At 61.8% G+C, this 24,852-nt stretch carries 23 protein-coding genes; 6 read left to right on the top strand and 17 right to left on the bottom strand.

The annotated features are described in order from the left end of the window. From VIG32_11450 to VIG32_11375, 16 genes are all read right to left on the bottom strand, one after another. Positions 1–467, bottom strand: a 467-nt coding sequence (locus VIG32_11450; GenBank protein ID HEY8298623.1) for a hypothetical protein, incomplete at its 3' end; no start/stop codon positions are given. A 76-nt stretch (positions 468–543) separates the two neighbouring features. Continuing rightward, complete coding sequence (locus VIG32_11445) at positions 544–1,116, bottom strand: helix-turn-helix transcriptional regulator (protein HEY8298622.1); 573 nt, start codon at positions 1,114–1,116, stop codon at positions 544–546. 79 nt (positions 1,117–1,195) lie between these two features. Continuing rightward, positions 1,196–2,329 carry an MFS transporter gene (locus VIG32_11440; GenBank protein HEY8298621.1) on the bottom strand — a complete coding sequence of 378 codons (1,134 nt, stop codon included), beginning with the start codon at positions 2,327–2,329 and terminating at the stop codon, positions 1,196–1,198. A 4-nt stretch (positions 2,330–2,333) separates the two neighbouring features. Next, complete coding sequence (locus tag VIG32_11435) at positions 2,334–4,154, bottom strand: ABC transporter ATP-binding protein (GenBank protein ID HEY8298620.1); 1,821 nt, start codon at positions 4,152–4,154, stop codon at positions 2,334–2,336. 12 nt (positions 4,155–4,166) lie between these two features. Further along, the gene (locus VIG32_11430; protein HEY8298619.1) at positions 4,167–4,538 is read right to left on the bottom strand and encodes a VOC family protein; all 372 of its coding nucleotides are present in this window, start codon (positions 4,536–4,538) and stop codon (positions 4,167–4,169) included. A 174-nt stretch (positions 4,539–4,712) separates the two neighbouring features. Then, positions 4,713–5,744 (bottom strand): J domain-containing protein, encoded by a 1,032-nt coding sequence (locus tag VIG32_11425; protein HEY8298618.1) that lies wholly within the window; start codon positions 5,742–5,744, stop codon positions 4,713–4,715. Between the two features lies 1 nt (position 5,745). Further along, entirely contained in the window at positions 5,746–6,216 is a 471-nt protein-coding gene (locus VIG32_11420) for a nucleotide exchange factor GrpE (GenBank protein ID HEY8298617.1), read from the bottom strand. 173 nt (positions 6,217–6,389) lie between these two features. After that, on the bottom strand, positions 6,390–8,240 hold the full coding sequence (gene dnaK, locus VIG32_11415; protein HEY8298616.1) for a molecular chaperone DnaK: 1,851 nt from the start codon (positions 8,238–8,240) through the stop codon (positions 6,390–6,392). A 302-nt stretch (positions 8,241–8,542) separates the two neighbouring features. Beyond that, positions 8,543–9,700 carry a trypsin-like peptidase domain-containing protein gene (locus VIG32_11410; protein HEY8298615.1) on the bottom strand — a complete coding sequence of 386 codons (1,158 nt, stop codon included), beginning with the start codon at positions 9,698–9,700 and terminating at the stop codon, positions 8,543–8,545. Positions 9,701–9,818: 118 nt separating this feature from the next. After that, a complete protein-coding gene (locus tag VIG32_11405; GenBank protein ID HEY8298614.1) occupies positions 9,819–10,532 on the bottom strand; it encodes an ABC transporter ATP-binding protein in 714 nt (237 codons plus the stop codon). Beyond that, positions 10,525–11,724: an ABC transporter permease gene (locus VIG32_11400; GenBank protein HEY8298613.1), complete on the bottom strand. Its 1,200-nt coding sequence runs from the start codon at positions 11,722–11,724 to the stop codon at positions 10,525–10,527. The genes VIG32_11405 and VIG32_11400 overlap by 8 nt, the downstream gene beginning before the upstream one ends. Beyond that, the gene (locus VIG32_11395) at positions 11,721–12,914 is read right to left on the bottom strand and encodes an ABC transporter permease (protein HEY8298612.1); all 1,194 of its coding nucleotides are present in this window, start codon (positions 12,912–12,914) and stop codon (positions 11,721–11,723) included. Before VIG32_11395 ends, VIG32_11400 begins: the two co-directional genes overlap by 4 nt. Continuing rightward, complete coding sequence (locus VIG32_11390) at positions 12,911–14,206, bottom strand: efflux RND transporter periplasmic adaptor subunit (GenBank protein HEY8298611.1); 1,296 nt, start codon at positions 14,204–14,206, stop codon at positions 12,911–12,913. The genes VIG32_11395 and VIG32_11390 overlap by 4 nt, the downstream gene beginning before the upstream one ends. 3 nt (positions 14,207–14,209) lie before the next feature. Then, entirely contained in the window at positions 14,210–15,622 is a 1,413-nt protein-coding gene (locus VIG32_11385; protein ID HEY8298610.1) for a TolC family protein, read from the bottom strand. A 7-nt stretch (positions 15,623–15,629) separates the two neighbouring features. Beyond that, positions 15,630–16,382 carry a YIP1 family protein gene (locus tag VIG32_11380; GenBank protein HEY8298609.1) on the bottom strand — a complete coding sequence of 251 codons (753 nt, stop codon included), beginning with the start codon at positions 16,380–16,382 and terminating at the stop codon, positions 15,630–15,632. A 104-nt stretch (positions 16,383–16,486) separates the two neighbouring features. Then, a complete protein-coding gene (locus VIG32_11375) occupies positions 16,487–16,900 on the bottom strand; it encodes a hypothetical protein (protein HEY8298608.1) in 414 nt (137 codons plus the stop codon). A 62-nt stretch (positions 16,901–16,962) separates the two neighbouring features. Here VIG32_11375 and VIG32_11370 point away from each other — a divergent pair, with 62 nt between their 5' ends. The 6 genes from VIG32_11370 to VIG32_11345 all read left to right on the top strand — a co-directional run bounded on the left by VIG32_11370 (position 16,963) and on the right by VIG32_11345 (position 23,987). Beyond that, on the top strand, positions 16,963–18,654 hold the full coding sequence (locus tag VIG32_11370) for a ribonuclease J (GenBank protein ID HEY8298607.1): 1,692 nt from the start codon (positions 16,963–16,965) through the stop codon (positions 18,652–18,654). A gap of 28 nt (positions 18,655–18,682) precedes the next feature. Then, positions 18,683–19,000, top strand: coding sequence for a hypothetical protein (locus VIG32_11365; protein ID HEY8298606.1), 318 nt, complete (start codon positions 18,683–18,685; stop codon positions 18,998–19,000). After that, positions 18,997–20,403: an amidase gene (locus tag VIG32_11360; protein ID HEY8298605.1), complete on the top strand. Its 1,407-nt coding sequence runs from the start codon at positions 18,997–18,999 to the stop codon at positions 20,401–20,403. Before VIG32_11365 ends, VIG32_11360 begins: the two co-directional genes overlap by 4 nt. Positions 20,404–20,409: 6 nt before the next feature. Beyond that, complete coding sequence (locus VIG32_11355) at positions 20,410–21,294, top strand: ABC transporter permease (protein HEY8298604.1); 885 nt, start codon at positions 20,410–20,412, stop codon at positions 21,292–21,294. A gap of 149 nt (positions 21,295–21,443) precedes the next feature. Next, on the top strand, positions 21,444–22,286 hold the full coding sequence (locus tag VIG32_11350; GenBank protein HEY8298603.1) for a DMT family transporter: 843 nt from the start codon (positions 21,444–21,446) through the stop codon (positions 22,284–22,286). A 447-nt stretch (positions 22,287–22,733) separates the two neighbouring features. Further along, positions 22,734–23,987, top strand: coding sequence for a retropepsin-like aspartic protease (locus VIG32_11345; GenBank protein HEY8298602.1), 1,254 nt, complete (start codon positions 22,734–22,736; stop codon positions 23,985–23,987). 61 nt (positions 23,988–24,048) lie between these two features. Here VIG32_11345 and VIG32_11340 read toward each other — a convergent pair. Further along, a partial coding sequence (locus VIG32_11340) for a hypothetical protein (protein ID HEY8298601.1) occupies positions 24,049–24,852 on the bottom strand: 804 nt, incomplete at its 5' end.

Genomic DNA, 24,852 nt, shown 5'->3' with positions numbered 1-24,852 from the left:
TGCAACTGCGTGGCGATCTCGCCCGCGCTCGCACCGGCTAAAATGAGCGAAAGCACTTGCAACTCGCGACGCGTGAGCGAGAAGCGCCGTCCGGCGCTCGCCAGATCTTCGCGTCGCGAATGTTCTTCCAGAAAGACGGCGACGAACGAGCCGGTCGGCCCGTCTAGCCGGCTGACTCGCAACAACACGGACGGGAGCGGCGCCACGATCTCTTCGGAGACGCGGCCGGCGCTCACCCAAAGCGCGAGCACGTGACGTACGGCCGCTTCGAGCGCTGCGGGGAGTCGATTGATTTCGGCGTGCGGCGCCGGCGAATAGGCCGAGAGGAACGTGATGGCATCGGCTTGCGCGAACGCGATCGACAGGTTCTGGTCCAGCAGAACGACGCGCGGCTTCGCACGACGTTTGAGAATCGAGAGCATACGATCTTCGTTGCGGGCTTCTGCCAATTCCATCGGCTCGATCAAGGAGATTTCCCCTTCGCGAGGCGGTACACGTAGCTACGGCCCGACCTATAAGGCCGGGTTCATCCATGCTAGGTTGTCAGCGAAGGTCTATGCTCCTTGGTCCATTCGATGCATTCTGTTTATTGGACTCGCGGCGCGGTGCCCCGGCTACGATCGCCACCATAGCCATGGCGGTCGAAACGTCGAACCGGCGCTGTAATTCCTCGAAAATCGTGGCCACGGCTGGCTCGTCGAGACCGAGCTGCCAGGCGATTTCGTCGATCTGTAGGCCGCTAGCGAACAGGCGCACGCATTCATATTCCGACGGGCGCAGGCCGAGCTGGTCGGCGCGTTCGAGCGGCGTCGCCCGGCGGCGGTAGGCCTCTACGTGGGCCCCGATTCGATAGCCGTTCGCTCCGCGCAGCGGGAAGACGTGCACCGCGAGCTTCGCCGACACGAGAAAACTGGACTCGTTCTGGCTTGCGGGATTAGCGTTCCAGTGCGCGGTCAGCGCCCGAATGCCGCTCTCGATCTGCGATCGTAGCGGCTGCCACCCAGTGGAATCCACGCCGTGCACGCCGACGAGACGATAGCACCGATCGAAAACGATCAGCGTTCCGAGCGGCGGCTGCCGCGTGGGAATGGGTTCGAGGGCGACGTTAGCATGCATGCGTTACTCCGGTTGCGTCCTACGTACTACGATAACGTCGATGAGCGTAAAGAACCATCCCTCATTTCGGGTAGTCTGCTTAGCCGGCGAATTTGCGCGCGCGGGTCGTCAAGAAGAGCCACGGCGCCGCTAGCGACGGCGCGATCGCGCAGATTGCGATCGCGAGCGAATAGTCGAAGCCGAGTTTTACGATCACGGCTGCGAGCAGCGCTCCGGTCGACGTTCCGATCGCAAACGAAAGATTATAGGCACCCATGGCGACGCCGCGCGTGCGGCGACTGCTTTGCTCGAAGAAGAGCCCCACCCCCACCGGCACGACGGCCGACCACGCGATCCCCAGAAACGCGCCCGCCAGCAGAACGGCCGCCGGCGTATACGCCCGCGCCGCCAGCACGCAGCCGACGATCTGCGCGAGCACGACCGGCACCGCCATCATGCGCGGACCATACCGATCGACGAAACGTCCCGCCGGATAACGGAACGCGAACGTCAACAGCGCCATCGAGGTGAAGATCAGCGCGCCGTTGGCGAGGCCGCGATGCGTGAACGTGAGCACGGCAATCGCGCCGTTCACGCCGCTCTGCAACGCGGCGGCCGCAAGAAAGAGCATCGCCGGCAACCAGACCGAGCGCATCAAAATCGGTCGCGAGCGCTTCGCCGAACTCACGTCGTGCCGGGCCGGCAAGAGCCAGAGCACCGCGCCGCCGGCCGCCGTCGCTATCGCACCGTACAGGAACTGCTCGCGGCCGATTCCGTTGTGCCAGAGCGCGACCGCAATCGCCGGTGCGAATGCGAACATGAGATTGGCAATCATCCCCAACGTCGAGACGGCCGAGACCGAGCGCTCGGAGGGCACGATCTCCATCACATACGCGAACTCACCCGTTACGTACGCCATCATCGAGAATCCGCGCAGCGCCATGAAGAGGCCGCCCCAGATTGGGCCGTGCAAGAACGCGAGACCGAAGCTCGAGAGCGCCATCAAGATGACGGCCGCGCGGATCGTGAGCAACCGGCCAAACCGATCGACCAAAGCACCGACCGGCACGCTGCCGAGCAATTGCGCGAACATGCCGCCGCCCATCGCAAGGGCAACCTGCGGTGCGTTCGCTCCATCGTGCAAGAGGGCGAGCGGCATCGCACCGGTGGGGAGATTGCAGGCAAACTCCGTCACCAGCGTCGCGACGACGAGGAGGAAGAAGGGGCGATTCATTGGGCTATGTCGCGACGGTTCGCGATTCTTCTCGAAATTGCTCCCGGTAGAGGCGCGCGTACGCGCCGTTGCGTGCCAATAACACGGCATGCGTGCCGTGTTCGACGATGCGGCCGTGCTCGACGACGAAGATGACGTTCGCCGAGAGAATTGTGGAAAGGCGATGTGCGATGACCAGGCTCGTTCGGCCGCGCATGCAGCGTTCGAGCGCGGTTTGAATCGCCGTTTCGTTGTGCGAATCGAGCGCGCTCGTCGCTTCGTCGAGAATCAGAATGCGCGGATCTTTCAGCAGGACTCGCGCGATGGCGAGCCGCTGGCGTTCGCCGCCCGAGAGCTTGTGGCCGCGTTCGCCGACGATCGTGCGATAGCCGTCGGGCAACGTCGAGATGAATGCGTCGATATTGGCGTTGCGCGCGGCCTCGCGAACCTCGGAGTCGCTCGCGTCGGGTTTAGCGTAGCGAAGATTGTTCTCGATCGTATCGTGGAAGAGATACGTCTCCTGCGAGACGATTCCGATATCGCGCCGCAAGGATTCGAGCGTAACGGTACGGGCGTCGTACCCATCGACCAGCACTCGCCCCGCCTGCGGATCGTAAAAGCGCGGAACCAGCTGCGTGATCGTCGTCTTGCCCGCGCCCGACGCGCCGACGAATGCCGCAACCTGACCGGGCTCGATGTGAAAGCTCACGCCGTCGAGCGTGGTGCGGTCGGCGTTATAGGAAAAATGTACGTCTTCGAAGCGAATGTCGCCGGCGACATTCGGCAGCGCGACGGCGCCCGGCGGTTCGTACTCTTCGGTGGTCATGTCGAGATAGTCGAAGATGCGTTCGAACACCGCAAGCGCGCTAATGACTTGTACCTGAATGCCGGCGAGCGCCGCCGCCGGTCCGTAGAGCCGCCCTTGAATGAATTGTACGAAGGCGTAGATCGTTCCGATCGTGATCCCGCTGGCGATCGCGAGCCAACCGCCGCCGAACCAAACGATCGCCGGCCCCATGACGACCATGGCCGTAATCGAAGCGAGGAACCAGCGGCCGACCATCGCGAGATTGACTTCGAGCCCCATGAGCTTCGTACCGACGTCGTAGAAGCGGGCCCGTTCGTAAGTTTCGCGCGCGAACGATTTGATGAGCGTAATGCCCGAGATCGAGAGCGTTTCCTGAGTGATCGATTCGATCTCATCGCGCTTCTCGCGCGTTTGCTTACGAATGTCGTACATGCGCCGGCCAACGGGGCCGAGCGGAGCGATCATCAAAGGCACCATGACGATCGAGAGCAGCGCAAGGCGCCAATTCATGAAGAACATCGCAACGACGGTCGTCACGATCAAGAGGACGTTCGTGACGATCGTCGTCAACGTTCCCGTCACGACGCCGTCGATGTTGTCGACGTCGCTGCTCACGCGGTTCATGATCTCGCCGGTCTTGGTTCCGGTGAAGAACGCGATCGGCATCTTGTGCAAATGGGCCGCGAGGTTCGTGCGAATGTCGCGCATTATCCCTTCGCCCACGACCGAGTTGAGGTATCCTTGCAGGACGCCGACGCCGGCGGCGATCAGCGCGGCGACGATGATGATGCCCACATCGACGCCGAGCATCGAGAGGCTGCGCTGCGGGATAGCGATGTCGATGATGTGACGGGTGACGTAAATCGGAACGAGGCCGAGCAGCGCCGCGACGATCATGCAAAGAAGCACGACGACTTCCTGACGCCAGTACGGCGCAAAGAGAGCGCCGATGCGTTTCCAGTCGACGCGCTTGCGAACCTGAGGCTTATCCGGCCGATACATGCTCGACCACATCAGCCCGTGACCGCCGCCAATCATACGCCCGTACGGCTAATGCGGGAGCGTGCTTTGGTGGAGGGTGACCTTGTTGCCTTCGGGGTCCTCGAACGACGTGACTTTGCAAACCGGCGTCGGGTAGACGTCTGCGACGGTGATGCCTTTGCCGCGCAGTTCGGCAACGGTCGCTTCGATGTCGTCGACTTCGAAGGCCACGCCGACGCCGCTGCCGGCCGGTCGATCGACCCAATCCTTGTTCATCAAGCCGAACCAGCCGTTTTGTCCGACGTTAAACTCGGCGTACTGCGCCTTGTTTTCCTCGTCGTAGGTGGACGTAAGATTAAGCCCCAGCGTATCGCGATAAAACGGAATCAGCGCACCCACGTCATTCGCGGGATACGCGACAAAGGCGATCTCTTTAATCATTGGCATCTCCTCACTTCGGCAGACCCGCTCATTCGAGGCCGCGCGCCTCATCACCCCGAGCCGCCCCTTCGACAAGCTCACCCCGTCCTTCGACAAGCTCGTCCTTCGACAAGCTCAGGATGACAAATGGGGAAACTTCTCTTTTTTTTGTCATCCTGAGCTTGTCGAAGGGCGTTAGGGTTTTTTGCCGTTGCGGAGGGCGGCTAGTTCTTTGTAGAGCTTTTTCTCTTTGTCCGTCAGGCTTTGCGGGAGTTGGCCGATGAGGCGGACGTATTCGTCGCCGGCGCCGCCGTTACGCACTTTCGGCATGCCTTTGCCCGCGAGGCGCAGGAGCCGGTTATTCTGCGTGCCGGCCGGAATGCTCATCGTTACGTTGCCGGCCATCGTCGGCACTTGCACCTCGGCCCCGAGAATCAAATCGTACACGCTTACCGGCAAATCGACGTACAAGTCGTCGCCTTTGCGTTTGTACGTCGGGTCGTCGAGCAGTTTTACGATTAAAAACAAATCGCCGCCGCGCGCCCCGCCGAGGCCCGCACCGCCCTGACCGGCCAAGCGAATGCGCTGCCCTTCGGTGACGCCTTTGGGAATCGTCACTTCGAATTTCTTCGTCGCGAGCAGCCGGCCCGTGCCGTGACACTGCTGGCAGAGGCCGCCGCGATCGGTGCCGGTGCCGCGACAGCGCGGGCACGTGTCTTCAACCTGCAGCGATACGGACTTCTTGCCGCCTTCGTATGCATCGCGTAGCGACAACTCGATCGTCGTCTCCAAGTCTTGCCCTCGCTGCTGCTGCTGCGTAAAGCCGCTTTGCGGAGCGGCACCGCGCCGCCCGATTCCCGAGAAGAACATGTCGAAGAAGTCCGAGAACCCGCTCGCGCCGGCTCCGGCATCCGCGCCGCCGAAGCCCGGACCGAAGTCGTAGAACGTCTCGCCCTGCTGCGTGCGATATCGGCGCTGCTGATCGGCCTGTTGCGCCGCGCGCTGCCAATCGCTGCCGAGTACGTCGTATTTGCGGCGCTTCTCGGGATCGCCCAATACTTCGTATGCCTCGGAAATCTCTTTGAATTTCTCTTCGGCGTCCTTCGGATTCTCGGGATTCGCGTCGGGGTGCCACTTGCGCGCGAGTTTGCGGTACGCCGACTTAATGTCTTTCTCGGCGGAGCCTTTCGGAACGCCGAGGATCTCGTAGTAGTCTTTGTACTTCAAGCTAGTCGCCGTTCTTTACGACGATCACTTTCGCGGGGCGGAGAAGATCGTCGCCGAGGCGGTAGCCGCGTTGAACTTCCTCGAGAACGGTATCGTCGTCGAGACCCTCGGCAGGCTGCGTGCCGATCGCTTCGGCAACTGCGGGATCGAACGGCTGACCCTTCACGCTGAACGAACGCACGCCTTCGCTCGTAAGGACGGCGTCGAAGCCTTTGAGCGTTTGCTGCACGCCTCCGCGCAACGCGTCGCCGCTCTCACCCTCGTAGCCGAGCGCGCGTTCGAGATTGTCGATAACCGGCAGGAATTGCTCGAGCAATTTCTTGCGCCCGGAGACGGCAATCTCGGCGAATTGGCGTTCGATACGTTTCTTGTAATTCTCGAAGTCGGCCATGGCCAACAAGAACTTGTTGTAGTTGTCTTCGGCTTTGGCGTTCGCCGCGGCGAGCTGCGCCTCTACGTCGATGGTCTCCACGGAAGAAGAAGCTTCGCCGTTGCTCTCCGGCCCCGTTTCGTCGCTGCGTGTCTGGTCTTCAATCATCTCTATTCCTAACGGGAATAAGCCTCGCCCGTTTTGTCACGCTGAGCTTGTCGAACGACGACAGGCTCTGTCCTTCGACAAGCTCAGGATGACATTGGGGGAGTGGCTTATTTGGCTTCTTTGAATTCGGCGTCGATGACGTCTTCGGTTGGCTTCGATTCGGCGCCGTCTTCCGATGCGGCACCGTTGGTCGCGCCGTTACCGGCGCCGCCTTCGGCGTTCGCCGCGGTCTTCTGATAGAGCAGCTCCGCCATCTTGTAGCTAGCGGCTTGCAGTTTCTCGACGGCCGGTTTGATCTCGGCAGCCGTGCCGTTCTCGCTGACCGTACGCAACTCCGTAAGCGCCGTCTCGACTTCGCCGCGCGCGCCGGGGTCGAGCTTCTCGCCGACCTCTTTGAGCGATTTTTCGGTCGAGTAGATCAAGCTCGAAGCCTGATTGCGGATCTCCGCCTCTTCCTTCTTGGCCTTATCGGCAGCCGCCGAAGCTTCGGCGTCGCGAACCATGCGCTCGACTTCGTCTTTGTTGAGATTGGTCGAGGATGTGATCGTGATCTGCTGTTCCTTACCGGTGCCGAGATCTTTCGCGCCGACGTTCACGATGCCGTTGGCATCGATGTTGAACGTGACTTCGACCTGTGGCACGCCGCGCGGTGCGGCCGGGATGCCTTCGAGCCGGAAGCGGCCCATCGTTTTGTTGTCGGGAGCCATCGGGCGCTCGCCCTGCAGCACGTGAATGTCCACCGAGGTCTGACCGTCTTCGGCCGTGGTGAAGACCTGCGACTTCTTCGTCGGAATCGTGGTGTTGCGTTCGATCAGCGTCGTCATGACGCCACCCAGGGTTTCGAGACCGAGCGAGAGCGGAGTTACGTCGAGCAGAACGACGCCGGTGACTTCGCCGCCGAGTACGCCCGCTTGAATCGCGGCGCCGACCGCGACGACTTCGTCGGGGTTGACGGTGAGATTGGGTTCTTTTCCAACGAGTTTCTTGACGAGTTCGAGGATCACGGGCATGCGCGTCGAGCCGCCGACCATGACCACTTCGTCGATCTTCGAAACGTCGATCTTCGCATCGGCCAGCGCATTCTTGAACGGCGCCACGCAACGATCGGTGAGATCGGCGGTGAGTTCTTCGAACTTCGCGCGCGTGAGCGTGACGTCCATGTGCTTGGGACCGTTTTGATCCGCCGTGATGAACGGCAGGTTGATGCTGGTCTGCACCACCGAACTCAGCTCGATCTTGGCTTTTTCGGCCGCTTCGGTGAGTCGCTGCATGGCCTGCTTATCGGGCGTGAGGTCGATGCCTTGCTCTTTGCGGAACTCCGCAACGAGCCATTCGACGATGCGATGGTCGTAGTCGTCGCCGCCTAGGTGCGTATCGCCGTTGGTCGACTTCACTTCGAAGACGCCGTCGCCGACTTCCAGAATCGAGACGTCGAACGTGCCGCCGCCGAGATCCCAAACGAGAATCGTCTCGTTGCCTTTTTTATCGAGACCGTACGCGAGCGCGGCTGCGGTCGGCTCGTTGATGATGCGCAGTACGTCGAGACCGGCGATCTTGCCGGCGTCTTTGGTCGCCTGACGCTGCGCGTCGTTGTAATAAGCGGGAACGGTGATGACCGCTTTGGTCACCCGCTCGCCGAGATAGTTGCTCGCGTCGTTCACGAGCTTTTGCAGCACCATCGCCGAGATCTCTTGCGGCGTGTAATCTTTGCCGTCGATCTTGACGTGGAAATCCGTCCCCATGTGTCGCTTGATCGACGAGATCGTGCGGTCGGGGTTGGTGATTGCCTGACGTTTTGCCAGTTGTCCGACGAGGCGCTCGCCGGTTTTAGTGAAGGCCACTACCGATGGGGTCGTTCTCGACCCTTCGGCGTTAGCGATAACGGTAGGCGATGAGCCTTCCATAACGGCGACGACCGAATTGGTCGTGCCGAGGTCGATTCCGACCACTTTAGCCATGTAGTATTAACCTCTTTCCGAGCCCCAGGACCAGCTTTTCCGCAGGGTGTTATACCCCACGTACTAAGCCTTGCCGCTTACGACGCTCAAGGATAGTTGCGTGCCGTCTATAGTACGCTAACGACCCGCATGTGTTCCACTATTTAAGACAGATAACCCCACCCCAAAGTTGCACCACCCCCGTCGAAGGCCCGTGGTTCGACAAGCTCACCATGACAAGTCAAGCCCCTCGCCCCACTAGGCCAAGGCACCCCTTATGTTGTCATCCTGAGCTTGTCGAAGGACGGAGCCTGCCGACGCCCTTACGGGCCGCTGCCGGCTGGGGGTTGGACGATGTTCTGGCTTCCGGAGCCTTGCGAGCCGAGGGTTGCGGTCAGGTCGCGCACCTCGCCCTGGAACCAGACGCGCAGTTTCAGGCGGTCGCCGGCCTTGTGGGCGTCGATGATCTTCTTGAACTGCTCCTCGGAGGAAATCCGCGTGCCATCCACCGCTTGAATCACGGCCCCCGCCGCCAGGCCGGCCTTGGAGGCAGGCGAGTTCGGGACCACTTGCGCGATGACGATGCCGCCGCCCAGGTAGTTGAGCTGCTGGCGGACGTTGTTATTGACGGTTCCCGAATAGATCCCCAGATAGGTCACCAGCGGGCCGTTGAAGCTACCGGGATGCTTCTCGAGCCCCTCGACCGCCTGTTTGACCAAGTTAATCGGGATCGCGAAGCCGATGTTCTGCGCGGACTGCGCCGTCAGCTGGTTGATGCCGATCACGTCGCCGTTGACATCGACGAGCGGGCCGCCGGAGTTGCCGGGGTTGATCGGCGCGGACGTCTGCAGCAGGCCGCTGAAGCGGCGCGCCGCCGTATCCTGGCCACCGCCCACTTCGTCGCGATTGAAACCGGAGACGACGCCGAGCGTGACGGTATCTTGAAGCTGAAGGGGCTCGCCGACGGCGATCGCCCATTGGCCGAGTTCGAGCTTGGAGCTATCGCCCAATTGAAGCGGCGGCGGGAGCTTCGCGTAGTCGACTTTAACGAGCGCCACGTCGACTGCGGGATTAACGGCATAGACCGATCCCGAGACGCGATCGCCGTTTTTGAAGACCACGGTTACTTTTTTATCGGGCTGGCCGTTGGGGCCCGTAACGACGTGCGCGTTGGTAACGATCATGCCGTCCTTGGAGATGACGAAGCCCGAACCGGATGCGCGCGCTTTGTAGGGGACGTTTTGATAGAACTGGCCGAAGGGATCGACCGGAACCTGTTGGACGCCGTTGATGACCACGTCGATCGATACGACCGACGGCAACACGCGTTTTACGGCCGTGACGATGCGGTCCTGATCGCTGCCGCCGCCCGCAAGCGGAGCCGCGCTGACCGCCGGCAGCGAGTGACCCGGGCCAGCCACGTTGGCGAAGTGCGTGCTCGCGTAGAGCATCATAAGAAACGATCCGATTATGGCGCCCACTACAGCGACGATCGCCGTGGGCATGACGCGGTTTTTCAACGTACCTCTCAACACTAGGCGCTAAAGCAAACTAGCTCGTACATACCCGGAAAACGTGAAAAAGTCGCGCCCCCGTTGCTCAGTCTCTCTTAAGGATCCGTTGCGGCGGGGCGTCCGAGATGATTAAACCGTCGCGCAGGCGCACGATTCGGCGAGCGTGCGAGGCCACTTCTTCATCGTGTGTCACCATAATAATAGTACGTCCGCGGGCATTCAAGCTCTCGAACAGGCCCAAAATGTCGACGCTAGTCTTCGAATCGAGGTTTCCCGTCGGCTCGTCGGCGAGCAGAACGGCCGGATTATTGACCAGCGCCCGCGCGATGGCGACCCGCTGCTGCTGGCCGCCCGAGAGCTCGTTGGGCTTGTGGTGTCCGCGGTCGCCGAGGCCCACTTCAACCAGTTGTTCCAGGGCGGCCGCCTGGCGCTGGCGTCCGGGCACGCCTGCGTAGAAGAGCGGCAGAGCCACGTTCTTGATGGCATCGGTGCGCGCGAGCAAATTGAAACCCTGGAAAACGAAGCCTAACTTTTTGAGGCGAATCTCGGCTAGCGCGTTGTCGTCGAGTCCGGAGACGTCGACGCCGTCGAGATAGTAGCTTCCGGTGGTCGCGCGATCGAGACAGCCGAGCACGTTCATCAGCGTCGACTTGCCGGACCCCGAAGGCCCCATGATCGCCACGTACTCGCCGCGATCGATATGGAAGGTTACGCCGGAGAGCGCCTGTACCTCGAGCGATCCGTTACGGTAGGTCTTCGTAACGTCGCGGATATCGATGACGGTCGTGTCGTTATTCATATCTGAGCGCTTCTATGGGATCTAGACCGGCGGCCCGATACGCCGGATACGTTCCGAACGCGAGCGTGACGACGATCATGAAGGTTGCGGTGGTAACGAGCGATTGAATCCATGGAAGCGGCGGTACCGAGCCGTTAAGCTTCACGATCGCAACGTGATTTACGATCGAGCCGATGCTCAGACCGATGATCATTCCAATGAAGCAGCCCAGTCCGCACAGCAAGAGCGCCTCGATGAAAAACTGGGCCAAGACCTGCCCCCGTCTCGCGCCGATCGCTTTGCGAACGCCGATTTCGCGCGTGCGCTCGGTGACCGAAACCAGCATGATGTTCATCACTCCGATGCCGGCCACGAGCAGCGAAACGGCGCCGATGAGCGCGACGATGAGCGTGAGTACTTTAAAGATGCCGTTGATGCCGCCGGTAATCAGCGATTTATCGAAGGTTTGGAACTGCAGGCCTTTGGGATTGCCATGAAGTTTCTTGATCTCGTTCATGACGGCGATCTCGGTGAGACTCATGCTCGAGGGATCGGCAACGACGAAGCGCGCACCGAACGCAAGTCCGCCGTGAATGTATTGCTTCGTGTAGGTCGTGTACGGGATCATGAGGTCGCCCGTAAAGTTGGTGTTGAGCAGGCCGCGTTTAGGCGCCGCGAGGACGCCGATTACGACGTAGCGATGCAAGCCCGCGTAGACGCTCTGCCCGATCGGGTCGCCGCCGCTCGGGAAGAGTTTCGCGTACGCGCGGTTGGTCAGCACGCAGATGCTCGCAGCGGCGACCAGATCGTCCGCGACGAATTTGCGTCCGTATGCGGTCGCCGAGTTATCGAACGGGTGATCGGACTCGGGCGAGAGGCGATAGCGCGCTTGGGCGTGTTCGTGCTGGACGAGCACGCGCTGCCCGCCGGCCGGTAACCCTTGTATCACGTTCGGAACGTTCTGCACGACGTCGGCGATATCGCTTATCTTGATCGCCGCCTTGCGAAAATCGCCTTGGAACTGACTCGGGCTCACGATAAATGAATTGTCCGCCAGATTTCCCAGCGCGCCGTTGACCGCGGTGGCCATACTCGCGCCGAGCACCTGAATGGCGATCACGGCGCCCACGCCGATGATCAGTCCGGTGATCGTGAGCAGCGTGCGAACCTTGTTGGCAAAGAGCACCCGCAGCGCTTCCTCGAGATAGATCACGAACGCAGCGCCTCGATGGGATCCATGCGAGCCGCCCGCAGCGCCGGATAGGTGCCGAAAATCATTCCGATACTGATCGAGAAGATCAACGCGATGCTGACGATGAGCAGATACGGGATCAGCACCGCTCCCAGCTGCGCGCTAATGAGCGATGCGGCACCGATCGTTGCGAGTAAACCGAGTCCCATCCCCGTGCCGCCGCCGATCAGCGCGAGAAGCACGGCTTCCATGAGAAACTGCAGCGCGATGTCACCGCGGCTCGCGCCGATGGATTTGCGAATGCCGATTTCGCGGGTGCGCTCGGAGACCGAAACGAGCATGATGTTCATAATGCCGATTCCCGCCACGACCAAAGCCACACCGCCGATCGCCGACAGGGCGACGCCGACGATGTTGAGCACGTTTTCGAAGGTGCCGATCGATGCCGAGTTGTCGGAGCTGATGTACTTCGCGCGCGAGCTATGAACGTGCTGGAGCGCGGCGATCGCGACGCGCTCGACCTGCGCGGAGTCGGCCCCCGGTGCCGGATAGATGAAGATTTGATCGGCCGGCCCCGGATTCATCCGGTTGAAGGCCGTAAATGGGATCGCGATCGAGTCGGCGCCGATCAGTGAATTAAAAAACGACCCTTGAACGTTCGCGTAGACCCCCACGACGGTGTAGCGTCCGCCGTTGATGCGAACGATCTGCCCGACGGCCGGCGCCCCGTGAAAAAACTTCTGAGCGAGCCCCGAGGTCAGCACGCAGACGCGCGCTCCCGATGCAAGGTCGGTCGCATCGATCTTGCGTCCCTCGCTCATGACGAGCCGATCGGGATGGTACGCACCGTCCGACACGATTGGATAGTAGTCGCGAATAGTGCCCACGGCGACTTGGTAGTCGCGTTGCCAAAACGGCATGACCTGCGCGGCAAGGGAGCCGAGCGCGTTAGCCACCGTTGCCGCGTCGCGATAGTGAATCTGCGCCTGGGCCGGGTAATCTTGCGTCGGATCGACGAGGATGCTGATTCCGAGCGACCCGAACGACGCAAACGTCGCAGAGATGCCGCTGGTCGCGCCCTTGCTGATCCCAAAGACGGTGATGATCGACGACGTGCCGATGATCATGCCGAGAACGGTTAGGATCGAGCGGACGCGGTTGCGCCAGAGCGACGCGGCCGCTTCGGCGACGTAGGCGAGGATCCGGGTCACGTCGCCTGCGGTGAGGGCATGGCCGATGGCTGCACTCGCACCTTCGCTCCAGCTTTCAAATCGGCGGCCGGCGCGCTGATGATGCGCTCTCCGGTGCCGATGCCCGAGGTGAGAATCGTTTGCGTATCGTTCGATTTACTCGTGGTGACGCGCACTTTGCGTGCGACGCCGGACCGCACCGCCCACACGTACGATTTGCCCTTGTCCTTGACGATCGCGCCGTTGGGAACGAGCAGCGCGTTTTTGATGTCGGTCGTGAAAATGTCGACGTCTACGCTCATGCCGTCGCGCAGGTATGCGGGCACGCTATCGAGGTGAATCGTCGTAAGAATCTGGCGAGCCGTGCTCGATGCATCCGTCGATTTGATCGCGACGGGCGAGATCGAAGCGACGTGCCCGGAAATCGTCTTGCCCGGGAAGTCTTGGCCGGTGACGTTGGCTTTCTGGCCGACCGCGACGTTGATGATGTCCTGCTCGTCGACTTGAGCCTTCACGATCAGCTGGTCGCCTTCAGCGATCGTGAAGAGCGCCTGTCCCGCGGTGACCGGGTCGCCGGAGTGCAGCGACGTCAGCGGATCCGTCGCCTGCGTCGCGACGCTTTGAATAATTCCGGCAAACGGCGCGGCGATACGCGTGAAACCGACTTGCTGCTGCGCCAGTTGACTGGCGATCGCGGCCTTTTGGGCGGCGGTCTGCGCCATCTGCACGCTGTTCTGTCCGTAACCCGTCACGGCGCCGATGCGGCGCTGTTGCACCGCCTGGTTGTAAATCACTCGCTGCTGCTCGAGCTTCGCCTTGTCGGTGTCGAGCTGGTTGCGCGCGATCGCCTTGTTCTTGTAGAGACTCAAGTCGGCATCGTAGACGCGCTCGGCCTCTTGAAGGTTGCTTTGGGCGGTCGCGACTTGCGCGTCGTATTGAACGTGTTGATTTTGCGAATTGATACGCGCGTCGTTGATCGTGGCCTGCGACTGGCGGTAGTCGGCCGCGCTGCTCGCCGCGTTGGATTCGAGCGTCGGATTGTCGATGGTCGCGAGAAGCGCGCCGCCCCGTACGTAGTCACCCGGCTTTACGAAGATCGAGCCGATGTTTCCGGAAACGAGTGTCGGCACGGTGGCGGCGCGCGGATGTTGCACGATACCGTTTTCGGGCAGCTTCGTGACGAACGAACCACGCGCGACTTTGAGGGTCGCGACCGCTGGGTCGGTCTGGCCGCGGTGCCCGGAAAAGACCGCGATCGCGACCACTGCCGCGAGCCCGACGACGATTAAAACGAGATTGCGAATCCTCTTCATGCTCTACCTTAAATCGGCGACGGCGCTCTCGGCATCGTAAATACCGAGGGCGACGCGAAGTTTGACGATCGCGTCCACGTAGTTGACGCGCGCGTTGTAGTAGTCGATCTGGGCGGTCAGCCCCGTCTGCTGCGCGGAGATCACATCGGAGAGCGCCTTGAGGCCGTTTTGATACTGCAGACGCGCGACGCGGGCCGATTCGACGCCCGCCTTTACCTCGATTTGCGTGTAGCGCAGTTGGGCCAGCGCCGTCTGTGCGGCCCGATAGGCCAGACGCACGTCGACGGCGACCTGCTCGTCGGTTTGGTCGAGGGTGCTGCGCGCCGACGCGATCTGCTGGTCGAAATTCTCGCGGTTGGCCTTGCGTAAGCCGTAGTCGATAAGCGGCAGCGAAAACGTGCTCGTTGCGCCCAGCTCCCAAAAACCGGGATTTCCGCGCGCCGCCGCGGTGCTCGTTCCACCGCATAGTTTGGGATCGAACGTACAGATCGAGGTTTGTCCGGCGCTCGTTGGGGTGAATTGGTTGCCGAATCGGGCCGCGAACTGCACCGTGGGGAAGAGATCCTGATTGAGCGTCTTTCGATCGAGCAGCGCGACGCTTAGCGCGTCCTTCGACGACGCGACGTCCGGCCGGTGCGCCTGCGCGATCGCAATGAGTGCGTCGAGCGGCTGCGCCGGAAGCGGCGGCTGCGCCACCAGCTGCGGAACGGCGAAGGGGGTATCGAGTGGGGCACCGATCAGTTGGGCGAGCGCGTCGCGCGCGCTCTGCGCGTCGTTGGCCGACGCGACGAGCGTCGAGCGGCTCTGGGCCTCGTTGGCCTGCGCCTGCAGCACGTCGACGGCGGCCGCGACGCCCGCGTTGACCTTGGCCTGCGCGATCTGCACGAGCGCGTGCTTGTAGGTTACATCGCCCCGGTCGACCTCGACCGTGTTGTTCTTGGTGGCGATCGCGTAGAAGTCGGTGGTGGCATCGGTGGCGAGCTGATTTTGAATCTTGCGCAGATCGGCCTTCGCCGAATCGAGCTGCTCAGCGGCGACGAGTTTTTGCAGGACCGAAAGGCCGCCGGTATAGAGCGTATATTGCGTACCGATCTGCGCCGTGTTCTGACTGAAGACCGACTGCTGGCGAAGTCCGACCTGCGCGAAATTCCCCTGAAGGTTGTTCGATTTATCGGACGTGTTTTGCAGTTGCGCGGTTACGGGCGGCAGCGTTGCCGCCCGCTGTTTGATGTAGGTGTCGTGAGCCTGGGCCACGACCGCTTCTTGCCGGGTGACGGCCGGGCTGTGCGCGAGCGCGTAGCGCACGGCCTCGGCAAGAGACATTCCCGAGGTCGCCGCGCTTGCCGGGACGGCGAGAACGAAGGGCAGACAAACGGCGCCGCCCAGGAGCAGCCGCCGGACGAATCGTGCGTTCATGCCGGTCTTAGAAATGGAAAAGCGCAGCGCTCGCTCCCTGCATGAGCGCGCCGAGAACCAGGATGACGATGGCGACGCCGTAAGCCAACCCCTTGGACGTGCGCGCGATAATTTGCAGGGCGCCGGCGTTGAGAAACAGACCCCAGATCGAGAAGATCGTGATTGCGCTGAGGAATCCGCCCAGTAGACCCGTGATGCCGGGGGCGAGCATCCCAAGACCCGGGAGAGCGTGGGCCAAGTCGCCGATCGAATTGAACGAGTCCGCGCCGCGCAAAAGCGTGATGAGGCCCAGAACGACCGCGGCGATGCCGATGGTCGGCACGGCGATGTTCATCGACGCGCACCACAGACGTTTGAAGTCCGCTTGGCCGCGGCCGATGGCGTTGCCGATCAGCAAGAGAACGGCGTTGAGCAGAGCGGTGATGAGCGTCACGCAGATGAGCGTAACGAAGCCGAAGATTTGCTGCCACGCAGGAGGGTTGGCGGCGTCGTGGAGTTGTTTTTGCTTGACCGCGTCGCTCATAGCCGCAAACGTGGGATTGGTTTGTTGCATGTGCGCTAGGAACGCGACGCTGGCGTGACGGCTCGCGGGTCCCTCCAGCAGCATGCCGATCAACCCCAGAACGATAGCGATGATGAACGCCCAGCCCCACATCGGAATGTCGCGCAGCGTTTCGAAGGCTTCCTTCGGAGAGGCAATGACATTGAGAGCCGTCGCTAAGCCGTTAGCTTTGCGAGGCTCTACGGCCTGAACACCCATGAACTACCTCTTCATTATGACGATAGAAGTAATAGAACGCGCCATGCGTTTATACGATGGCGGCGCAGGCTTGTTTCATGCTCCGGCGGTGCCGAGCCTTTGTCCTACCTCACGTTGCTGTAACCGTCTTCGACAAGCTCCGTCCTTCGACAAGCTCCGTCCTTCGACAAGCTCAGGATGACAAGGGGTCCCCCTTCTTGTCGAAGCATGCGCTTGTCGAAGCGTGTGGGTGTCAGGTTTTTGTCATCAAGCAGCTGGTCGATTGGGATGTGGTGCTCGATTGCTTGGCGGACTCGATCGAGGCGTTCTTTGCGCAGTTCTAGCAGTTTGAGCTCGAGAATGGTACGGGCACGGCGCAGGGCTCTCCGGCTATAAAGGTCCTCTCCCCAGACCGGCGCGGGCCGGGCGCGGGCTTGGCGGGCGTGACCGGTAAAAGCACGTTTGTCTGAGGCCCAAGCAGACGTGCCGAGTAAGATGAGCGAGGTTAGCGCCACCGCGGCGCGGTAAACGATAGGCATGGAGCCCTCCTTAGAGGCTCCGTTCACTCCCACCGATCCGTCAATAAAGTAGAAGAAGCAGTTTGAACGTCGACACCCTGACCGTCCCCGCGCCGCCCGATGCCCCCTACGTTCGAGTCATTCCGCTCGGCGGCTGTGGCGAGATCGGGCGCAACATGACGCTGATCGAAACCAACGACGACATCGTTGCGGTCGATTGCGGGCTGATGTTCCCCGACGACGAGATGTTCGGCGTGGATATCGTTATCAACGATTTTACCTACCTGCGCGAACGGGCGGATAAATTCCGCGCGATCCTCGTCACACACGGCCACGAGGATCATATCGGCGGCATCCCCTATCTGCTTCGCGAATTCAACGTGCCGGTCGTGGGAACGGCGCTCACGCTCGCGCTGATCAAAGCGAAGTCGCGCGAGCATAAGATGGGCGAGGTCAACTTCGTTACGGTGAAGCCGGGCGATCGCATCAAGCACGGCAGCATCGACGCCCAATTCATTCACATCAATCATTCGGTAGCCGGCGCGTGTTCGCTCGCGCTGCGCACGCCGGTCGGGACGATCTTTCACACCGGCGACTTCAAGTTCGACCAGACGCCGATCGACGGCCAGCCCGCCGATTTCGCGGCGATCGCCAAGATCGGCGAAGAGGGCGTGCTCTGCATGCTCTCCGACAGCACGAATGCCGAACGGCCCGGGCACACGCTCTCGGAGCGCATCGTCGGCGAAGCCTTCACGAACATCTTCACCCGCGCGAAGGGCCGAATCGTCGTCGCGTCGTTTGCGTCGAACGTTCCGCGCGTACAGCAGGTGATCGATCACGCGATTCGGTTCGACCGCAAGATCGCGTTTCTCGGGCGTTCGCTGACCAACGTCGTTCACTTCGCCTCGGAACTCGGCTACCTGAAAGTTCCGGCGAGTCAGACGATCCGCATCGAGGAAGTCGACGAATACCCGCCCGAGAAAGTCGTCGTGATGACGACCGGTTCGCAGGGCGAGCCGATGTCCTCGCTAACGCGGATGTCGGTCCGCGATCACGGAAAGTTCAAGATCGTTCCCGGCGATACCGTCGTCATCAGTGCGACGCCGATTCCCGGTAACGAGAAGAGCGTCTACAAGACGATCAACAACCTTTACAAGCTCGGCGCGACGGTCGTACACGGTACCGACGGACGTTCGCACGTTTCGGGTCACGCCTCGCAAGAAGAGCTGTTGCTCATGCTCAACCTCGTGCGGCCCGAGTTCTTCATTCCGGTGCATGGCGAATACCGGATGCTGGTGCACCACGGCAGACTCGCCGTGAGCACCGGCGTCGAGTCGCCCAACGTCTTCGTGGTCGAAAACGGCGACGTGCTCGAGTTCACGCACGACTATGGAGACAAGATCGGCAAGACCTACGGCGGCAACGTGCTCGTCGACGGGTCGGGCGTCGGCGACATCGGCGAAGCGGTCCTGCGCGATCGCCGCGCGCTCGCGGGCGACGGCATCATGATGGTCGTGGTCGGCATCGATAGCGAAGAGGCGCGCATCACGACGGGTCCCGACTTAATCTCGCGCGGCGTGTTTTACATTCCGGAATCCGATGGCGTGATCGAAGAACTGCGCACCGAAGTTACCCGCATCATCACGGGCTGTTCGGTTGAAGGCATCCGCGACACGAACACGGTCAAGGAGCACATCCGCAGCGGCTTGGCGAAGGCCATCTACAACCGGTCGAAACGCCGGCCCGTGATCATTCCGGTGGTTATGGAAGTCTAACTTTCGCACTTCGTCGTGGAGGACGTTCGTGGGAACTCGCAAGGACTTTATCGCGCGCGCCGCTACCGTCGGCGCGCTCTTTGCATCGGCGCCTTCGGGCGCGCGGGGCGCGCAGCCCTCGCCGATGCCCTCGCCCTCGCCAAAAGCCTCTCCCAAAGCATCCGAACTCGCGCGCGCTTTCGCGGCGCAGATGCGTCGCTACGATCCGAAGCTCACCGATAAGGAGCTCGAGGGCATCGCTCAAAACATCGATGAGCTGCAGGGCCTCGGGAAACGCATCAACCCGAAAGGCGCGTTCCTCAAGAACGGCGACGAACCCGTCGTAAGCTTCGAGGTGAACACATGACCGGCGACGAGGTCGCCTTTCTCGACGCGACCGATCTGCACGGGCTCATTGCGAAGCGTAAGATTTCGTCGGTCGAACTCACGAAGCTCTATCTCTCGCGCCTGGATCGCTACGGAAAAACGTACGGCGCGGTCGTGACCGTGATGCACGAACGCGCGCTGCGCGAAGCGAAAGCCGCCGACCGCGAACTCGCCGCCGGCCGCTCGCGCGGACCGCTGCACGGCGTTCCCTACGGCGTGAAGGACCTACTCGCGGCCGTCGGCGCACCGACGACGTGGGGTGCCGCGCCGTATCGCGATCGCGTTTTCGACTACGATGGAACCGTTGTCAAGAAACTGCACGATGCGGGCGCCGTGCTGCTCGCGAAACTCGCGATGGTCGAACTCGCCGGCGGATTCGGTTACAACGACGCCGATGCATCGTTCACCGGCCCCGGGCGAACGCCGTGGAATCGCGATTTCTGGAGTGGAGGCAGTTCGAGCGGTCCGGGCGCGTCGGTTGCGGCCGGACTCGTCGGCTTTGCGATCGGATCCGAAACGAACGGTTCGATCACGGTTCCGTCCGCGTTCTGCGGCGTTTCGGGGCTGCGTCCGACCTACGGTCGCGTGAGCCGGCATGGCGCGATGGCTTTGATGTGGACTTCCGATAAGCTCGGCCCCATGTGTCGCTCGGCGCGTGATACCGAGCTGGTCTTACGCGCGATTGCGGGTCACGATCCGCAGGATCGGACGTCGGTAGCAAACGCGCCGGCGGCCACCATTCGCGGCCGCCGCCCGAAGATCGCAATCTTCAAGAACGCGACCGCGAAATCCCAACCGGCCGTCGTGAAAAACTTCGACGCGTCGGTCGACGTGCTGCGCGAATTTTGCGACGTGAGCGAAGGCTTTGAATTACCCGGGCACCACCCGTACGGCGCGGTTTTCGAGGCATTGATCGCGGGGGAATGCGCCTCGGCATTTCGCGGATTGCTCGAGAGCGGACGATCGCGCGAGTTGCAATCGGTCGACGATCGCACCGGCGGATATCCTTACCTCGCGACGCTCGCGGTCGATTACATCGATGCGATGCGCCGGCGCGCGTTCATCGACGCCGACGTGAAACGCGCGCTCGAGCCCTACGACGCCGTCGTCTTTCCAACGCTGCCGACCGTAGCCTATCCGGTCGGCCTGCCGTTCGACAAAGCATACCCGAAGTATCCGGGAAACGTTGAGGCGGGAACGCCGGGGAATCTCGCGGGCGTTCCCGCGACGAGCATTCCGAATGGCTTCGGCGAGAACGGTCTGCCGACCGGTCTGGCCCTTATGGGCGGGATCTGGAGCGAGTTCAAGCTCACGCAGATCGCGCGCGGGTATCAGAACCGAACTCTTTTTCACAAACACCATCCCAAGCTGGTCGTTGCTTAGGCACGCTTGGACGTTTCGCTGCTCGCGGCTGCCGAGAATATCGCGCCCGCGTCGCGCTCTTACGGCGGCGACGTCTGGCGGCGGCTGCGCCGCTCGCCCGGTGCGCTCGTCGGGCTTACTATCGTTGCGTTTATCGCGCTCGCGGCCGTCTTCGCCCCGCTCGTCGGCCATGCCGATCCGCTCGCGCAAGATTTAGCGCATCAATCGCTGCATCCGAGCGCCGCGCATTGGCTCGGAACCGACAAGCTGGGCCGCGACATGTTTGCGCGGATCGTCTACGGCGCGCGAATTTCGATTCGAATCGGGCTCATCGCCGTAGGACTCGCGATTTCGATCGGAACGCTGCTCGGCGTGTTCGCCGGCTATCTCGGCGGTAAAGTCGACGACGCCGTCATGGCGATCGTCGACGTGATGCTCGCGTTTCCGTCGATCATTCTCGCGATCGGCATCACCACGATCCTGGGCCCGAGCATCGACCACGTGATGATCGCCGTGGGTATCGTGTACGTTCCGCAATACGCGCGGCTGGCGCGTTCGTCGGTGCTGGCGATAAAGAATCTTGAGTATATCGAGGCGGCCCGCGCGGTTGGCGCGTGGACCCCGCGCATCCTCGTGCGGCACGTGCTACCCAACATCATGGCGCCGCTGCTCGTGCAGGCGACGCTGGGCGTCGCGACCGCCGAACTCGAGGCCGCCGGCCTTTCGTACCTCGGACTCGGCGCCCGCCCGCCCATACCCGAGTGGGGCGCGATGCTCAACGACGCGCGCGACTACTGGCTCTCCGCACCGTGGACGCTGGTCGCTCCCGGCGTCGCGATCACGCTCATGGTCCTCGGCTTCAACCTCCTCGGCGACGGCCTACGCGACGCCCTCGACCCAACGCAAACGTAATGTTTGTCATGCTGAGCCTGTCGCGAGGCCCGTGTTTGTCCGCAACGGCGTCCTTCGACAGGCTCAGGATGACAAAGAGGGGCTCTCTATTTTGTCATGCTGAGCTTGTCGAAGCATGAGCTTGTCCACGCGAAGGGTGTCGTAACGCGGTGAATGCGATCGTTCTCGGCTTACTTGCGGCGGCGTTCTACGGTTCGGCCGATTTCTGCGGCGGGCTCGCGACGCGCCGCACGTCGATCTTTTCCGTCGCCGTTATTTCGCAAGGTGTGGGGTTCGCGCTCTTGCTCGCGATACTGCCGTTGTTTCCAGGGCACGCGACGCCGGCGGCCTACGGGTGGGGTTTGTTGAGCGGAGTGTGCGGTGGGCTTGGGCTCGCGCTGCTCTATCACGCGCTTTCGATCGGGAAAATGGGCGTCGTCTCGCCGATCACCGCGGTTCTTGCCGCTGCGTTGCCGGTCGTTATCGGCGTTTTTCGCGGCGAACGTCTCTCAACGTTTCAGATCGTCGGCATCGGGATCGCGTTAATCGCAGTCGTGATGATCTCACTATCGACTGAAGAAGACGGGCGCATTGAGTTCTCGACGGCCGGCGTACGCGAGGCGATTGCGTCGGGGATCGTGCTCGGCGGCTTCTACACCTTCCTCGCGCTGGCCGGCAAACACGCCGGTCTGTATCCGCTGGTCGGCGCGCGCATCGGGTCGGTCGGTTTCTTGATTCTGCTGGCTCTCGTGATGCGGCGGAGCATGGCTCCGCGCAACGGCACTCTTCCGCTAATCGCGCTGGCGGGCGCTATCGATATGACCGCAAACGCGTTGTACGTGCTTGCGACCTACGCGGGGTATCTTTCCATCGCGGCCGTTTTAACGTCACTCTATCCCGCGAGCACGGTGCTTTTGGCGCGCGTCGTGCTCAAAGAACGCCTGCAGATCGTCCAGAAAATAGGCGTCGGCGCGGCACTCGCGGGCGTCGTCCTTATTGCGTTGCGAACGTAGGCAAGCCCCCGCGCCGGGCCAGGTGTCCAACCCCGCCGCACAAAACGGATACGAACGTCTGCTCCGGCCACAGCCTGCTTCGCATTGGGGTGTTTTATGCGCAAAGACTTTTTTTTCGCAACGTTCTCGGCGTTGGTCCTAGGTGTCTCGATTTGTGCTCCGGCCGTCGCCTTCGCCGACGACGCGCAAGCGCTTCTGGCTAAGCACGCGTCTTTTGTGGGTTGGAAGAGCGGCGACGCCGCGCTTTCCAGTTGGCAAGCTTCGGGTACTCGGACCGGCCGTGGGGCCACCGACGCCTTGCGCGAGGCGCGCAACGGCCTCGTATACCGCGATAGCATCTCTGCCGAAGGAGGTTCCCTGACCGACGATGTGGGCTTTACGGGCCGGGTCGTTTGGCATGCGGATTTAAACGGGTTCACAGCGACGCTTCTCGGATCCCCGGCACAAGTGGCCCTCGATCTGGATGTGGTTCGTGCCGAAGGAGCGGGCGCGCTGCGCGGCACGAGCGTGGTGGGGAGTGCCGCGGTGCGCGGCGTCTCAACCAGCATATTGCGTGCATCGATAGCCGGATCGGCTCCGATGGATATTTACGAAGATCCATCCACGGGGGCGTTTTTACGAGTCGTCGTGGCTCCAGCCGCCGCGGATAGCCACACCGTCGAAATTCTGAAGTACGCCGATATCGCCCCGGGCAAAAAAGCGATCGCGGCCTGGACCGTTGATGGCGCGCGTTACGAGTTGACGTCGATCGTCGTCACGCCGTCGATAGCCCTCTCCGACCTGGAACCTCCCGCCGCGAAAGCAACGTGGACGTACGGCGATGACGCCGTGCCGTTAACGCTCTTCCGGGACCCCGTCTCCCTAACTCCGCAAATTCGTGTCAATGCGTCGGTTAACGGGCACTCGGGGATATTCTTGGTCGGAACGGCTACGCCGGCCATCGTTTTATACGACCGGTTCGCCGCATCCGCCGGTGTCCAGAACCGAGGACAAAGCGATTTCTCGCCGTTTATCGGCAATCCTAACGACGCGGGCTATGCGACCGTACGATCGCTGCAGATCGGCAATTCGGTCCTGCACGATGTGATCGTGGAGAAGATCGTAGATCGGAGCGACTCGCGGATCGCGGGAGTCTTAGGTTATGATTTTTTCGCCGGCGCGATCGTGAGTGTCGATCTCGTTAAGGAAACGCTGCACGTCGGGGATCCAAACTCTACGAAGGTGGAGACCGCTCCTGGGGCGTTTTCGTTTCCGGTAGACTTGAGCGACGGAACTCCGGCCATCAGCATGCCGTTGCCCGAAGGCGGGTATGCGCGCCCCTCGTTCGATACCGACCTCGCCGGTTTTATCATTCTGTCTCAAGCTCTGCGAGATACCGGCAAGATCAAGGCCTCGGATCAAACCTTCGACGGCTCGGCGCAGCCCGAGGGGCAAGGCGGCGGCAGCGGCAACCTGGGATACTCGGCGACTCGAACCATCGGCTACACCGCATGGGACGGCGCGTCGACAAGCGGACCGTGCGTACTCGCATCAGAGCTGCATATCGGTCCTTACAAATATGAAAACCCACCACTGTGCTTTGGCGGGAGAAACGTCTTCGGTCAAGACAACGGATTGATCGGCCTCGATTTTCTCCGTCATTTTAACTGGACGTTCGACTATCCGGCTTCGCAAGTAGTGCTCGCACCGAACGGTCAATAATACTAAAAAGAGGGAGCGCGGCGAACCGCGCTCCCTCTTTTCATTGCCGAGTCCTCTCGGATTAGTAGGTCGAGCTAAACGGCGCCGATGTCGTAATATCGGCTTGGCCGCCGGCCCCGGTAATGGTTGGTTTCTCTTGCGCGTTCCCCGGCGGCCCCGATTCGAAGGCCGGGTAGTCGTAGGAGGCGCCGTAGACGCGGTATGTGTCGCCCGTGTTAATCGATGGCGTCGCTTTCGAGCCGGTTTGACATCCGCTGCCGCTGCACGGTCCCAGATTGTCGGGAAGCGTGAACGTAAGCGCACCGGTACCCTTGAGCGGGCCAATCGCGAAGTAGAGGCCGGTAACGCGGTCTACGAAATAGACCATGGTCTCCGTTATGCGTGGATCTGCGGGAACCGCGATCGTTCCGCTGCCTCCGCCGGCTCCGTCGGTGACGAAAGTCGGTGCCGGCAGCGGCGGAAGCGGCGTCGTGCTCGCGAGATTAGCACTAGCCGTGAAGGTTTGGGCAGCCGTGTTCGAGTTGCCGCCGCCCACCGAAACGGCTAACGTGTACGCGCCGGCGACCGGCGCGGCATTGAAGGTCGTGAACCCTTGCGAGTAGCCCGCGAAGAACGGCGGGAACGTCCCGTCGTTAAAGAACGGATACGCCGGCGGTCCTCCGACATAGCGCAAGTTTACTGCCGATGACCCACTGCCTGAATAGAAGGGCAGTGCGTACACGCTGGGGTTTCCCGGATATCTCGGCGAGCCGCTTGTCGTGAGGTTAAACGGGTCGAAACCATACGAGAAGACGCCGCCGCTCTGACCGAACGTGGTCGCTGGGTTCGCAACGTTCGGATTGGCATTTTGCGGAGCTCCGCTTAT

The sequence above is a fragment of the Candidatus Baltobacteraceae bacterium genome, from assembly GCA_036559195.1.
GTDB lineage: Bacteria > Vulcanimicrobiota > Vulcanimicrobiia > Vulcanimicrobiales > Vulcanimicrobiaceae > JALYTZ01.
The sequence above is the reverse complement of the archived record's forward strand: the minus strand, read 5'-3'. Positions and strand labels throughout refer to the sequence as shown.

Bases quoted from the DNA above. Each gene is read 5' to 3' on its own strand.
- VIG32_11445 (HEY8298622.1), bottom strand. From the start codon at position 1,116: ATGCATGCTAACGTCGCCCTCGAACCCATTCCCACGCGGCAGCCGCCG.
- VIG32_11385 (HEY8298610.1), bottom strand. From the start codon at position 15,622: ATGAACGCACGATTCGTCCGGCGGCTGCTCCTGGGCGGCGCCGTTTGT.
- dnaK (HEY8298616.1), bottom strand. From the start codon at position 8,240: ATGGCTAAAGTGGTCGGAATCGACCTCGGCACGACCAATTCGGTCGTC.
- VIG32_11390 (HEY8298611.1), bottom strand. From the start codon at position 14,206: ATGAAGAGGATTCGCAATCTCGTTTTAATCGTCGTCGGGCTCGCGGCA.
- VIG32_11440 (HEY8298621.1), bottom strand. From the start codon at position 2,329: ATGAATCGCCCCTTCTTCCTCCTCGTCGTCGCGACGCTGGTGACGGAG.
- VIG32_11435 (HEY8298620.1), bottom strand. From the start codon at position 4,154: ATGATTGGCGGCGGTCACGGGCTGATGTGGTCGAGCATGTATCGGCCG.
- VIG32_11380 (HEY8298609.1), bottom strand. From the start codon at position 16,382: ATGGGTGTTCAGGCCGTAGAGCCTCGCAAAGCTAACGGCTTAGCGACG.
- VIG32_11430 (HEY8298619.1), bottom strand. From the start codon at position 4,538: ATGATTAAAGAGATCGCCTTTGTCGCGTATCCCGCGAATGACGTGGGT.
- VIG32_11405 (HEY8298614.1), bottom strand. From the start codon at position 10,532: ATGAATAACGACACGACCGTCATCGATATCCGCGACGTTACGAAGACC.
- VIG32_11360 (HEY8298605.1), top strand. From the start codon at position 18,997: ATGACCGGCGACGAGGTCGCCTTTCTCGACGCGACCGATCTGCACGGG.
- VIG32_11375 (HEY8298608.1), bottom strand. From the start codon at position 16,900: ATGCCTATCGTTTACCGCGCCGCGGTGGCGCTAACCTCGCTCATCTTA.